This window comes from Phytohalomonas tamaricis (genome assembly GCF_003012345.1).
Taxonomy (GTDB): domain Bacteria; phylum Pseudomonadota; class Gammaproteobacteria; order Pseudomonadales; family Halomonadaceae; genus Phytohalomonas; species Phytohalomonas tamaricis.
This window is the reverse complement of the sequence record NZ_PVRV01000019.1, coordinates 472,049-485,203: the sequence shown is the minus strand read 5'-3', so window position 1 is coordinate 485,203 and position 13,155 is coordinate 472,049. Positions and strand designations below refer to the sequence as shown.

The following is a 13,155-nucleotide window of genomic DNA, read 5'->3' as shown; positions in this document are numbered from 1 at the left end:
TTTGCCATGCAATACAAACTGACGCGTATCGACCCCAACACGCCGACCGATCAGCAATATCCGATTGGTCAGCGAGGCAATGTCGATGACCCCATGAAGCAGCAGGTTCACCGCAACGTTTTCATGGGCAAACTAGAAGACGTGCTCAATGCCGGCGTCAACTGGGGACGCAAGAATTCGCTGTGGCCATATAATTTTGGCCTCTCCTGTTGCTACGTCGAGATGACCACGGCCTTTACCGCGCCTCATGATGTTGCGCGTTTTGGTGCCGAAGTTATCCGCGCGTCCCCGCGTCAGGCCGATTTCATGGTGATCGCCGGCACCTGCTTTATCAAGATGGCGCCTGTCATCCAGCAGCTTTACGATCAGATGCTCGAGCCCAAGTGGGTGATCTCGATGGGGTCATGCGCTAATTCGGGCGGCATGTACGACATCTACTCGGTAGTTCAGGGCGTCGACAAGTTTCTGCCGGTTGACGTTTATATTCCTGGCTGTCCGCCACGTCCCGAGGCGTTCCTGCAGGGACTGCAATTACTGCAGGACTCGGTGCAGGAGGAGCGTCGGCCGCTATCGTGGGTAGTCGGCGATCAAGGCGTTTATCGTGCCGAAATGCCTTCACAGAAAGAGAAAAGTCGCGCAGAGCGCATTCAGGTGACCAACCTGCGTACGCCTGATGAAGTATGACGCCGTGGCGTGTGGCTGCGCCGCTACGTCATCCAGCCAGACCGAACGTGCAGGGCTGATTGAGAAACCATGACCGCTGATACCGCTTTGTCGAATTCATCCCAGGACGTGGCCCAGGACGGCATTGTCGCTGAGCTGTATGCTCAGTTCGGCGCCGAAGCGTTCACGCTTCAGCCTACCCTTATCGGCATGCCGGTGGTGTGGGCAGCCCGAGAGCAGCTACTGGATATCATGAAGTTCCTGCGTGGCGTCCCGCGTCCCTACGTCATGCTCTACGATCTGCATGGCGTCGACGAACGGCTGCGCATGCATCGCGACGGGCTGCCGAAGGCCGACTTCACCGTGTTCTATCAGCTGATGTCGCTGGAACGTAACAGCGACATCATGCTCAAGGTGGCGCTTTCCGAGGCGGATCTCAGGGTGCCAACCGTGACTGGCATCTGGCCCAACGCCAACTGGTACGAGCGCGAAGTGTTCGACATGTTCGGCATCGACTTCCCCGGCCATCCGCACCTGACGCGGATTCTGATGCCGCCGAACTGGAACGGCCATCCGCTGCGCAAGGATTACCCCGCCCGCGCTACCGAGTTTGATCCTTACACGCTGACGATGGAAGGACAGGACAAGGCCCAGGAGGCGCTGCGTTTTAATCCCGAGGACTGGGGCATGCAGCGGCGCACCGAGGAAACGGACTACATGTTCCTCAATCTCGGTCCCAACCATCCCTCTGCCCACGGTGCGTTCCGCATCGTTTTGCAGCTTGATGGCGAAGAGATCGTCGACTGCGTACCTGATATTGGCTACCACCACCGCGCCGCCGAAAAAATGGGCGAACGTCAGTCGTGGCACAGCTACATCCCCTATACCGACCGGGTCGATTATACCGGCGGGGTGATGAACAACCTGCCGTACATCCTTGCGGTCGAGAAGCTGGCCGGCATCAAGGTGCCCGCGCGGGTCGAGACGATCCGCATCATGATGGCAGAGCTGTTTCGAATCAGCAGCCACCTGCTGTTCCTCGGCACCTATCTGCAGGATCTGGGCGCGATGTCGCCGGTGTTCTTCGCCTTCACCGACCGGCAGAAGTCCTATGAAGTCATCGAGGCGATCACCGGTTTTCGCATGCATCCGGCCTGGTTCCGCATCGGCGGTGTTGCCCAGGACTTGCCCAAGGGATGGGAAGGCAAGGTCAAGAGCTTCATTGACTGGATGCCAAAGCGTCTCAACGAGTACCAGCGCGCGATGATGGACAACGCTGTGGTGCGCGAGCGTACCAAGGGCGTGGCGGCTTATACCACTCGCGAGGCGCTCGAATGGGGCGTGACCGGGCCTAACCTGCGTGCTACTGGTTTCGAGTTTGACCTGCGCAAGGCACGGCCCTACTCCGGTTATGAAAACTTTGAATTCGAGATCCCTGTTGCCCACAACGGAGACGCCTTTGACCGCGGCATGATGCGCATCGAAGAGATGCGTCAGAGCCTGCGCATTATGCAGCAGTGTCTGGATAACATGCCGGCCGGTGATTACAAGGCCGATCATCCGCTGACCACGCCGCCGCCGCGCGAGAAGATGCTGCAGCACATTGAGACGCTGATCACCCATTTCCTCCAAGTCTCCTGGGGACCAGTGCTCAAGGCCAACGAATCACAGCAGATGATCGAGGCGACCAAGGGCATCAACAGCTACTACCTGACCAGCGATGGCAACACCATGAGCTATCGCACCCGGATTCGCACCCCGAGCTATCCTCATCTACAGCAGATTCCCGCCGTCATGCGCGGTGGGTTCGTGCCGGATCTGATCGCGCATCTGGGCAGTATCGATTTCGTCATGGCCGACGTGGACCGTTAAGTCGCATGGATACTTCTTTCAAACACGACACCCTGATCGCCTCTGACCGTCCCGACGACGGTTTCGTGCTTAGCGACGAAGAGCGCACCGCGATCGAGCACGAAATGCACCACTACGAGAATCCGCGCGCGGCCTCGATCGAGGCTCTGAAGATCGTTCAGAAGCGCCGCGGCTGGGTGCCGGACGGCGCGATCTACGCGATCAGCGACGTGCTGGGTATTCCATCGAGTGATGTCGAGGGCGTAGCGACCTTTTATAGCCTGATCTTCCGGCAGCCAGTCGGTCGCCACGTGATTCTGCTGTGCGACAGCATGACCTGCTACATCAACGGTTATGAAGAGATTCGTGACACGCTCAAGCGCGAACTCGGCATCGTGCCGGGCCAGACCACCGCCGATGGCCGCTTCACTCTGCTGCCGGTGTGCTGTCTCGGTAACTGCGACAAGGGGCCAACGATGATGGTGGATGAGGATACTCACAGTCATCTCGACGCCGCGGGCGTGATCAAGCTGCTGGAGGCCTACGCATGAGCACTCGTTTCGTATCGTTCGGCACGCCTAATCTGATTGCAGACCGCCTGCCCGAGACCCATCCGTTGACTTGGCGGCTGCGTGGTGATGGCGAGCCAATCTGGCTTGATGAATATCGCAGCAAGCAGGGCTATGAAGGACTTAAAAAGGCGCTTGAATCGACGCCGGACGACGTTGCTGCGCTGGTCAAGGAGGCCGGGCTCAAGGGCCGAGGCGGCGCTGGCTTCCCGGCCGGGGTCAAGTGGAGCTTGACCGCCAAGGGCGACGAGATCCCGCGCGGCTATCTCTTGTGCAACGCCGACGAGATGGAGCCCAACACCTACAAGGACCGCCTGCTGATGGAGCAGGAGCCGCACCTGCTGATCGAAGGCATGATCATTGCCGCCTACGCCAACAATTCAATGCGTGGCTATATCTTCCTGCGTGGCGAGTACGTCGACGCTGCGCGCAGCCTCAACCGCGCCATCGCGGAAGCGCGCGAGGCCGGCATCCTCGGAGACAGCGTGCTGGGTAGCGGTTTCGACTTCGAGCTTTCCGTGCATACCGGTGCCGGGCGCTACATCTGTGGCGAAGAGACCGCACTGATCAACTCACTGGAAGGACGACGTGCCAACCCGCGCTCCAAGCCGCCGTTTCCGGGTCAGAGCGGTGCCTGGGGCAAGCCGACCGTGGTCAACAACGTTGAAACGCTGTGCAACGCGCCGTCGATCATGGCCAACGGCAAAGAGTGGTACCTCGATCTGGCCCTCGATGGCAGCCAAGACGGTGGTACCAAGCTGTTCGGCTTCACCGGCAGGGTCAATAACCCCGGGCTGTGGGAACTGCCGCTGGGCACGCCAGCGCGCGAGATTTTCGAAGATTACGCTGGCGGCATGCGCGACGGTTACACCCTCAAGGCGTGGCAGCCGGGCGGCGCTGGCACTGGCTTTCTGCTGCCCGAGCATTTGGATGCGCAGATGTGCTCCAACGGCATCGCCGAAGTCGGCACGCGCATGGGTACTGGGCTGGCGCTGGCGGTCGACGACAAGATCAGTATGGTCGCGCTGTTGCGCAACATGGAGGAGTTCTTCGCCCGCGAGTCGTGCGGCTGGTGCACGCCGTGCCGCGACGGTTTGCCGTGGACGGTCAAGATCCTGCGTGCGCTGGAGCAGGGCGAGGGTGAGCAGGGCGATATCGAGATGCTGATCGATCTGGTCCACAAGCTCGGCCCCGGCAAGACCTTCTGCGCCCACGCGCCGGGAGCCGTCGAGCCGCTGGGCAGCGCGATCAAGTATTTCCGCGAAGAATTCGAACATGGCATCAGCCACCCGCACCGCGAGCCCCAGGCCGAGCCGATTCCGCTCGGTCAGGTATAGGCTGCGGGTGCAGGTAGGGTATAGCGCCCGACATCTGCGCAAACGAGGCAGATGCGACAACAGATTGTGACTCAATGCCGCCCGGGTATTGCCCGAGCACGATGACGGGAAAGACGACGCAGCATGGCTACCATTCACGTAGACGGCAAGGATTACGAGGTCGACGGCGCAGACAACCTGCTGCACGCCTGCCTGTCGTTGGGCCTTGATATTCCCTATTTCTGCTGGCATCCGGCGCTGGGCAGCGTCGGTGCCTGCCGCCAGTGCGCGGTCAAGCAGTACAAGGACAAGGATGACACCCGCGGCATGCTGGTGATGTCCTGCATGGCGCCGATCAAGGACGACAGCTACATCTCGATCGACGATGACGAGGCTAAGGAGTTCCGCGCCAACGTCATCGAGTGGCTGATGGCCAACCACCCCCACGACTGCCCGGTGTGCGAGGAGGGCGGTCACTGCCACCTCCAGGACATGACGGTGATGACCGGCCACGACCGGCGGCGCTATCGCTTCAGAAAGCGCACCCACAAGAACCAGTACCTCGGTCCGTTCATCAATCACGAGATGAACCGCTGCATTACCTGCTACCGCTGCGTGCGCTTCTACAAGGACTACGCCGGCGGCGAGGATCTCGGCGCCTTCGGTGCCCACGACAACATCTACTTCGGCCGTACCACCGACGGCGTGCTGGAAAGCGAGTTCTCCGGCAACCTGACCGAAGTCTGCCCGACCGGGGTGTTCACCGATCAGACCCACTCCGATCATTACACCCGCAAGTGGGACATGCAGTTCGCCCCGAGTATCTGTCATCAGTGCTCGAGCGGCTGCAATATCAGCCCCGGCGAGCGCTACGGTGAAGTGCGGCGGATCGAGAATCGCTACAACGGCGACGTCAACCACTACTTTCTGTGCGACCGGGGCCGCTTCGGCTACGGCTACGTCAATCGCGCCGATCGGCCGCGCCAGCCGCTGTGGCGCGAGGCGTCAGCCGGCGAATCGCCGGGCGACGCCTCGCTGCTCGCGCCAGACGCCGACATGATGCTGACCCTCGACGGCGCGCTGGATCGCAGCGCCGACCTGCTGCGTAGCGCTAGGCGCGTGATCGGCATCGGCTCGCCGCGTGCCAGCCTGGAAAGCAACTATGTCCTGCGCGATATGGTCGGTGCCGAGAATTTCTCCACTGGCATCGCCGCCGACGAGCTCGAACGGCTCGAGCTGATCCTCAGGATCCAGCGCGAAGGGGCGCTGCCGACGCCGTCGATGCGCGAGATCGAGGATCACGACGCGGTAATCGTGCTGGGTGAGGACCTGACCCAGACCGCGGCCCGCGTCGCGCTGGCGGTGCGCCAAGTTGCCAACGCCAAGGGCGGCAAGCTGGCCGAGGCGCAGAAGATTCCGCTGTGGAACGTCAACGCCGCTAATACGCTGGCTCAAGGCAGCAAATTGCCGGTGTTTGTTACCAGCTTGGCCGAGACGCGTCTTGATGACATTGCTGCCGGTACCTTCCGTGGTACGCCGGACGATATTGCCCGCTTTGGTTTCGCTATCGCCCATGCGCTTGATAGCGATGCGCCGGCGGTCGATAGTCTTGATGCTGCTGCTCAGCAGCTCGTTGAGACTATTGCTGAAACGCTCATCACTGCTGATCGACCATTAATCGTTTCGGGCGGTTCACTTGGTTCAAAGGCTATTCTCCATGCCGCCGCTAATCTGGCCCGCGCACTCAAGCGGCGCGAGAAGAACGGCTCGCTGACGCTGATTACCGGCGAGGCCAACAGCAGCGGGGTCACCATGCTTGGCGGCCAATCGCTCGACTGGGCGCTCGATATGCTAAGCGAAAGCGACGGTACGGCGCTGGTCGTGCTCGAAAATGATCTTTATACCCGCGCCGAGCATGGCCGTGTCGATGCGGCGCTTGATAATGCCCAGACGCTGATCGTGCTCGATCATCAGCAGACTGAAACCTTCAAGCGTGCCCACGTCGCACTGCCAGCGGCGACTTTTGCCGAAGGCGACGGTACGTTGGTCAATCAGGAAGGGCGCGCTCAGCGTTTCTTTCAAGTCTATGATCCGGCCTACTATCGTCCCGGCGAGCTGACCCACGAGAGCTGGCGCTGGCTGCATGCACTGCACACCACGCTGGAGCGCCGCCCGGTCGACTGGACGACGCTGGATGAGGTCACTCATGCCTGCGCCGATGCTCATCCCCAGTTGGCCGGTATCCGCAATGCTGCACCAAGCGCGTCTTTCCGCGTCAAGGGGCTGAAACTGGCACGCTCGCCGCACCGCTCAAGCGGGCGTACTGCAATGCGTGCCAACATCAGTGTCCACGAGCCGCGCACGCCGCAGGATGTCGATACGCCGTTTTCCTTCTCGATGGAAGGTTACAACGGTTTCGGTGAGCCACGCTCTGAAGTCGCGTTCGCCTGGGCGCCGGGTTGGAACTCGCCGCAGGCCTGGAACAAGTTTCAGGACGAAGTGGGCGGCCATCTCAGCGCGGGAGACCCTGGTGTCCGGTTGATCGAACTCAATCCGGGATGTGAACTCGATTATTTCGATGTGATCCCTGAGCCGTTCAAGCCCCGCGCTAACGAATGGCATGTTGTGCCGCTCTACCATCTGTTTGGCAGCGATGAGATGTCAGCCCGTGCCGAGCCGATTCGAGAGCGCATGTCGGCAACCTATGTGGCGTTAAGCCGTGAAGACGCTCAGGCGTTAGGCGTCGAAGCGGGCAGCTCGCTCCAGGTGAGCATCAACGACAAGATGCTTGAGCTGCCACTCAAGGTCAGCGCCGCAATGCCGCGCGGTACGCTCGGGGTGCCGGTCGGTCTACCCGGCATTCCTGCCGATGCCCGCAGCGGCTGGGCCCGCATCAGCATGGGAGGTAAAGCATGAGCTGGTTATCCCCGCTCGCGGTCGACATCATCATTGCGGTGCTCAAGGCAATTGTCATCTTGCTCGTTGCGGTGGTGGCCGGTGCGTTCTTGAGCTTTGTCGAGCGCCGCCTGTTAGCCCTCTGGCAGGATCGCTACGGCCCTAACCGCGTAGGGCCGTTCGGCTCGCTGCAGCTTGCCGCCGACATGCTCAAGATGTTCTTCAAGGAAGACTGGATTCCAAGTTTCGCCGACAAGAAGCTGTTCGTGCTGGCCCCGGCGATTGCGTTGGGCTCGCTGCTTTTGTCGTTCATGATCATTCCGATCACACCGACCTGGGGCGTGGCGGATCTCAATATCGGTATTTTGTTCTTCTTCGCGATGGCGGGCATCAACGTCTATGCGGTGCTGTTTGCCGGTTACTCCAGTGCCAACAAGTACGCATTGCTCGGTGCGATGCGTGCCTCGGCGCAGACGCTCTCCTATGAAGTATTCATGGGATTGTCGCTGATGGGTATTGTGGCGATGACCGGCTCGTTCAACATGCGTGACATTGTCAATGCCCAGACTGACGTGTGGTTCATCATTCCGCAGTTCTTTGGCTTCTGTACCTTCATCATCGCCGGTATCGCGGTCACTCACCGTGCGCCCTTCGACCAGCCCGAGGCCGAGCAGGAGCTTGCCGACGGCTATCACGTCGAGTACTCCGGCATGAAGTGGGGCATGTTCTTTGTGGGTGAATATGTCGGCGTGGTACTGATCTCGGCATTGATTGCCACGCTGTTCTTCGGCGGCTGGCACGGCCCTCTGTTACCGCCGTTCATATGGTTTCTGCTCAAGACATGTTTCTTCATCATGCTGTTCGTGCTGATTCGCGCTGCGCTGGCACGCCCACGTTACGACGCCGTGATGAACTTCGGCTGGAAGTTCTGCTTGCCGCTGACATTGCTCAACCTGCTGGCCACCGGAGCGGTGATTCTGCTCCATGCGTCGGCGACGACCTGATCGGGGAAGGAAGACGTCATGATCAAGAAGGTAGTGACCGGCACCTGGTCCCAGCTGCGCACGTTGTGGATGGTGTTCATGCATGCGTTTCGCAAGCGCGAGACGCTACAGTATCCGGAAGAAAAGGTTTACCTGTCGCCGCGTTATAGGGGACGTATCGTGCTGACCCGCGACCCCGACGGTGAGGAGCGCTGTGTCGCTTGTAACCTGTGTGCGGTGGCCTGTCCGGTGTCGTGCATTTCGTTACAGAAGGGCGAAAAGGAAGACGGTCGCTGGTATCCGGAATTCTTTCGCATCAATTTCTCGCGTTGCATCTTCTGTGGCTTCTGTGAGGAGGCGTGCCCGACGTCGGCGATCCAACTGACCCCTGATTTCGAGCTCAGCGAGTACAAGCGCTCGGATCTGGTCTACGAAAAGCAGGATCTGCTGATTTCCGGTCCCGGCAAGGACCATAGTTATAATTTTTACCGGGTGGCCGGGCTGTCGATTGCTGGCAAGGATAAAGGGGCCGCGCAGAACGAGGCCGAGCCGATAGACGTCAAGACTCTGTTACCGTGACGGTGTAAGGAGCATTCGTGGAAATCTCGTTCTACCTCGCGGCGATCGTTGCCGTCTTCGCTACCTTCAGGGTTGTGACGCATACCAACCCTGTGCATGCCTTGCTTTATCTGGTGGTCTCGCTTTTGGCCGTGGCGATGGCGTTCTTTGCGCTGGGCGCACCGTTCGCGGCGGCACTCGAAATCATCGTCTATGCCGGCGCGATCATGGTGTTGTTCGTATTCGTGATGATGATGCTCAACCTGGGCAGTGCCGCCGTTGACCGCGAACGTCAATGGTTGCAGTCGAGTCTATGGATCGGCCCGTCGATCATGGCCACGGTGCTGATTTTAGTATTCGCCTATGCCTTTATCGATGGCGGCGGTATCGGCACCGTCAGCGGTGAAACGCTGATGGCCAAGGAGGTCGGCATTGCGCTGTTCGGGCCGTATCTGCTGATCGTCGAGCTGGCTTCGTTCCTGCTGCTGGCGGCGTTGGTTGCGGCGGCGCATATCGGCCGTGACGATAGCCGTCGCGAGCAGCCGCTGCGCAACCTCAATGGCAGCGTACGCCAGCCGTCGAAACTCGAACAAGGAGGCGAGCGATGAACGGTATTCCTATTGAACACGGTATGGCGCTGGCGGCTGTCCTGTTCGTGTTGGGCCTTGTTGGTCTGATGGTGCGTCGCAACTTCCTGTTCATGCTGATGAGTCTTGAAGTGATGATGAATGCCACTGCACTAGCCTTCATCGTCGCCGGGCAGCGTTGGGGCCAGCCCGATGGGCAAATCATGTTCATTTTGGTGATCACACTCGCCGCTGCCGAGGCCAGCATTGGACTGGCGCTGCTGATTCAGCTTTATCGCCGCTTCAAGACTCTCGATATCGATGCTGCCAGCGAGATGAAAGGATGAACCTGTTATTTCTGATAGCCGTATTCCCGCTTCTCGGTGCGCTTGCGCTGGCGTTCTTTCGGCGCATGCCGGTCAATCTAGCAGCGTTGGTGGGCGTTGGCTCGATGGGGTTGGCGGCATTGACCACAGCGTGGGTCGATATTGCTTTTCTGACCGGTGACCAGACACCTTTCGTCCAGACGCTATGGACGTGGGTGGCAGTGGGCACGTTCACTGAGGATTTCGCGCTCTATCTCGACGGTCTTACGGTGACGATGATCAGCGTAGTCGTCGGCGTCGGTTTTCTGATTCACCTGTTCGCTTCGTGGTACATGCGTGAGGATCTCAAGGAGCAGACCGGCTACCTCTACACCCGCTTCTTCTGCTACATGAACCTGTTCGTGTTCAGCATGCTGCTGCTGGTGCTGGGCGATAATCTGCTGTTGATCTACCTCGGGTGGGAAGGCGTCGGTCTGTGCAGCTATCTGCTGATCGGCTATTATTACCGGGTACCGGCCAATGCCTGGGCGGCCTTCAAGGCGTTCATCATTACCCGCGTGGGTGACGTGTTTCTGGCGATCGGCATGTTCATCCTGTTCGCTACTTTCCATACCCTCGATGTGCAGGAAATTCTCTCCCGTGCGCCGGATATGTGGCAGCGCGGCGATCTGATGGTTGAGCTGGCGGCGCTGATGTTGCTTGGCGGAGCGGTGGGTAAATCGGCTCAACTGCCGCTGCAGACCTGGCTGGCCGATGCGATGGCTGGTCCAACACCGGTTTCGGCGTTAATCCATGCCGCGACCATGGTGACGGCGGGTGTCTATCTGATTGCGCGCACCCATACCATTTTCGAGCTGGCACCGTTCACTCTCGGCCTTGTGGGTATCATCGGTGCGATCACCTTGCTGGTGGCGGGTTTTGCCGCATTGGCTCAGACGGATATCAAGCGCGTACTGGCCTATTCGACCATGAGCCAGATTGCCTACATGTTTCTGGCGCTGGGCGTGGGTGCCTGGGATGCGGCAATCTTCCACTTGATGATTCATGCCTTCTTCAAGGCGCTGCTGTTCCTTGCTTCGGGCTCGGTAATCATCGCCTGCCATCATGAGCAGAATATCTTCAAGATGGGCGGGCTTTCGCGCACGTTGAAGCTGCCGTATGCCTGTTTTGTTGTCGGCGGTGCAGCCCTGGCGGCGCTGCCGCTGGTCACCGCAGGGTTCTACAGCAAGGATGAAATCCTATGGCTGGCTTTCGCCAATGGGCATACCGTGCTGTGGGTTGCCGGGCTGTTCGGCGCCTTCATGACCTCGCTTTATACCTTCCGCATGATCTTCATCGTTTTCCACGGCAAGGAAAATACTCATGCTCATCCTGCACGTGGCATTGCTCATCATTTGCCACTGATTGTGCTTTTGGTGCTGTCGACTTTTGTCGGTGCGCTGATCCATCCGCCGCTGGGTAACGTGCTGCCGACCGAGGATCTGGTCGAGGGGAGCACGATGCAGTACGTCCTGGAGGTATTGTCGGCCATCGTGGCGATTGTCGGCGTGGGTATCGCAGCCGGGCTATTTCTGGGCAAGCGACGCCTGGTCAATGCGGCGGTTGGCACGCCTACCGGCATGCGGCTGTGGCATTTCTTCCATAACGCTTGGGGCTTCGATTGGCTTTACGACAAGGTCTTCGTCAAGCCTTATCTGGGGCTGGCCTGGTTGCACCGCGTTGATTGGGTCAATGCTCTGGTCAATCTGGTGCCGGGGCTGGCCAGAGTGCTCCATTGGGGGCTGGCGACAACTCAGAATGGCCGGTTGCGCTGGTATGCCGGCTCGATCAGCGTCGGTGCGACTGTTTTGCTTGTACTGCTCGTGTTGGGATAACGAATAAGGAACCGTGAACGTCATGATCCTGCCTTGGCTCATATTTATCCCTTTTATCGGCGGCCTGCTGTGTTGGCAGACGGAGCGCATGGGGCCGCAAGTGCCGCGCGTGATCGCACTGGTCACCATGCTGCTGGAACTCTTTCTGGCGCTATGGCTGTGGGCGAGCGGTGATTATCACCTTGCTAACGCCATCGGCAATACGCCGCACTGGGAGATGGAATATCGCGTTGGCTGGATCGAGCGCTTCGGGATTACCTTTCACCTTGCTCTCGACGGCCTGTCACTGATCATGGTGACACTGACCGGTTTTCTGGGCGTGCTGGCGGTGGCCTGCTCATGGAAGGAGATCGAAAAACGCATCGGTTTTTTCCATCTCAACCTGTTGTGGATCATCGGCGGTGTCGTAGGCGTGTTCCTCGCCATCGATCTGTTTTTGTTCTTCTTCTTCTGGGAAATGATGCTGGTGCCAATGTACTTCCTGATCGCGCTATGGGGACACAGCGGGTCGAAGGGCAATTCACGCATCAGCGCGGCGATCAAGTTCTTCATCTATACCCAGGCTAGTGGTCTGTTGATGCTGGTATCGATCCTCGGCCTGGTATTCGCTCATTTCTATCAAACCGGCGTATTTACCTTCGATTACGCCGTGCTGCGTGAGACGCCGCTATCCGGTCCGCTCTCGTATGTGCTGATGCTTGGCTTTTTCATCGCGTTTGCGGTCAAACTGCCGGTGGTGCCGTTTCACGGTTGGCTGCCCGATGCCCATGCCCAGGCACCGACGGCGGGCAGCGTGGATCTCGCCGGCATTCTGCTCAAAACTGCTGCCTATGGCATGTTGCGTTTCGCGATACCGCTGTTTCCCGAAGCGTCGGCTGATTTTGCACCAGTTGCGATGGTGCTCGGCTTGATCGGTATCTTCTACGGCGCGGTGTTGGCTTATTCACAAACGGATATAAAGCGTCTAATCGCCTGCAGCAGTATCTCGCATATGGGATTTGTGCTGATCGGTATTTATTCAGGCACGCTGATCGCGCTGCAGGGCGTCATCATTCAAATGGTTGCTCATGCCTTTTCCGCAGCGGGACTGTTCATCATCAGCGGTCAGCTTTACGAGCGGTTGAAGACCCGCGATATGCGTGAGATGGGCGGTTTGTTCGGACGGATTGGGACGATGCCCGGGTTTGCATTGGCCTTTATTGTTGCCTCGCTGGGTATGCCTGGCACTGGCAACTTCATCGGTGAATTCCTGATCCTGTTCGGTGCCTTTGAAGTGGTGCCATGGGTTGTTGTGATCGCCAGCTTTGGGTTGGTGCTGGCGGCGATCTACTCGCTGGTGTTGATGCACCGCGTCTATTTCGGTGCGCCGAAGGGTGAGGGGGCATTGGCCGGCCTTGATCCTCGTGAATTCTGCATGTTGTTGCTGCTGCTGTTCCTGATCGTACTGCTCGGTTTCTTCCCGCAGTTGGTGCTTTCTGTATCCAATACCGCGATGACCGAGGTGCAGCAATGGTTTTCCGTTTCCTCTTTGATGATGCAATAGGCTGAGCCGCC

Annotated in this window: 11 protein-coding genes; all 11 read left to right on the top strand. The window is 59.2% G+C overall.

Annotated elements, in window-relative coordinates; genetic code table 11:
- Positions 1-6: 6 nt before the first annotated feature.
- The 11 genes from C3Z11_RS04195 to nuoM all read left to right on the top strand — a co-directional run bounded on the left by C3Z11_RS04195 (position 7) and on the right by nuoM (position 13,144).
- Positions 7-684 carry a NuoB/complex I 20 kDa subunit family protein gene (locus tag C3Z11_RS04195; protein WP_106476573.1) on the top strand — a complete coding sequence of 226 codons (678 nt, stop codon included), beginning with the start codon at positions 7-9 and terminating at the stop codon, positions 682-684.
- A gap of 69 nt (positions 685-753) precedes the next feature.
- Positions 754-2,535: an NADH-quinone oxidoreductase subunit C/D gene (nuoC, locus tag C3Z11_RS04190; protein ID WP_106476571.1), complete on the top strand. Its 1,782-nt coding sequence runs from the start codon at positions 754-756 to the stop codon at positions 2,533-2,535.
- 5 nt (positions 2,536-2,540) lie between these two features.
- The gene (gene nuoE, locus C3Z11_RS04185) at positions 2,541-3,065 is read left to right on the top strand and encodes an NADH-quinone oxidoreductase subunit NuoE (protein ID WP_106476569.1); all 525 of its coding nucleotides are present in this window, start codon (positions 2,541-2,543) and stop codon (positions 3,063-3,065) included.
- On the top strand, positions 3,062-4,420 hold the full coding sequence (gene nuoF, locus C3Z11_RS04180; protein ID WP_106476567.1) for an NADH-quinone oxidoreductase subunit NuoF: 1,359 nt from the start codon (positions 3,062-3,064) through the stop codon (positions 4,418-4,420). Before nuoE ends, nuoF begins: the two co-directional genes overlap by 4 nt.
- A 123-nt stretch (positions 4,421-4,543) precedes the next feature.
- A complete protein-coding gene (gene nuoG, locus C3Z11_RS04175) occupies positions 4,544-7,315 on the top strand; it encodes an NADH-quinone oxidoreductase subunit NuoG (RefSeq protein WP_106476565.1) in 2,772 nt (923 codons plus the stop codon).
- Positions 7,312-8,298, top strand: coding sequence for an NADH-quinone oxidoreductase subunit NuoH (gene nuoH, locus C3Z11_RS04170; RefSeq protein WP_106476563.1), 987 nt, complete (start codon positions 7,312-7,314; stop codon positions 8,296-8,298). Before nuoG ends, nuoH begins: the two co-directional genes overlap by 4 nt.
- 18 nt (positions 8,299-8,316) lie before the next feature.
- A complete protein-coding gene (gene nuoI, locus C3Z11_RS04165; RefSeq protein WP_106476561.1) occupies positions 8,317-8,856 on the top strand; it encodes an NADH-quinone oxidoreductase subunit NuoI in 540 nt (179 codons plus the stop codon).
- A gap of 17 nt (positions 8,857-8,873) precedes the next feature.
- The gene (nuoJ, locus tag C3Z11_RS04160; protein WP_106476559.1) at positions 8,874-9,443 is read left to right on the top strand and encodes an NADH-quinone oxidoreductase subunit J; all 570 of its coding nucleotides are present in this window, start codon (positions 8,874-8,876) and stop codon (positions 9,441-9,443) included.
- Positions 9,440-9,748 carry an NADH-quinone oxidoreductase subunit NuoK gene (gene nuoK, locus C3Z11_RS04155; RefSeq protein ID WP_106476557.1) on the top strand — a complete coding sequence of 103 codons (309 nt, stop codon included), beginning with the start codon at positions 9,440-9,442 and terminating at the stop codon, positions 9,746-9,748. The genes nuoJ and nuoK overlap by 4 nt, the downstream gene beginning before the upstream one ends.
- On the top strand, positions 9,745-11,601 hold the full coding sequence (gene nuoL, locus C3Z11_RS04150) for an NADH-quinone oxidoreductase subunit L (RefSeq protein WP_106476555.1): 1,857 nt from the start codon (positions 9,745-9,747) through the stop codon (positions 11,599-11,601). Before nuoK ends, nuoL begins: the two co-directional genes overlap by 4 nt.
- Positions 11,602-11,623: 22 nt before the next feature.
- Positions 11,624-13,144, top strand: coding sequence for an NADH-quinone oxidoreductase subunit M (gene nuoM, locus C3Z11_RS04145; RefSeq protein WP_106476553.1), 1,521 nt, complete (start codon positions 11,624-11,626; stop codon positions 13,142-13,144).
- The last annotated feature ends 11 nt before the right edge of the window (positions 13,145-13,155 follow it).

Coding starts and splice junctions, on each gene's coding strand:
- nuoL (WP_106476555.1), top strand. CDS start 9,745: ATGAACCTGTTATTTCTGATAGCCGTATTCCCGCTTCTCGGTGCGCTT.
- nuoG (WP_106476565.1), top strand. CDS start 4,544: ATGGCTACCATTCACGTAGACGGCAAGGATTACGAGGTCGACGGCGCA.
- nuoI (WP_106476561.1), top strand. CDS start 8,317: ATGATCAAGAAGGTAGTGACCGGCACCTGGTCCCAGCTGCGCACGTTG.
- nuoK (WP_106476557.1), top strand. CDS start 9,440: ATGAACGGTATTCCTATTGAACACGGTATGGCGCTGGCGGCTGTCCTG.
- nuoH (WP_106476563.1), top strand. CDS start 7,312: ATGAGCTGGTTATCCCCGCTCGCGGTCGACATCATCATTGCGGTGCTC.
- nuoM (WP_106476553.1), top strand. CDS start 11,624: ATGATCCTGCCTTGGCTCATATTTATCCCTTTTATCGGCGGCCTGCTG.
- nuoC (WP_106476571.1), top strand. CDS start 754: ATGACCGCTGATACCGCTTTGTCGAATTCATCCCAGGACGTGGCCCAG.
- nuoE (WP_106476569.1), top strand. CDS start 2,541: ATGGATACTTCTTTCAAACACGACACCCTGATCGCCTCTGACCGTCCC.
- C3Z11_RS04195 (WP_106476573.1), top strand. CDS start 7: ATGCAATACAAACTGACGCGTATCGACCCCAACACGCCGACCGATCAG.
- nuoF (WP_106476567.1), top strand. CDS start 3,062: ATGAGCACTCGTTTCGTATCGTTCGGCACGCCTAATCTGATTGCAGAC.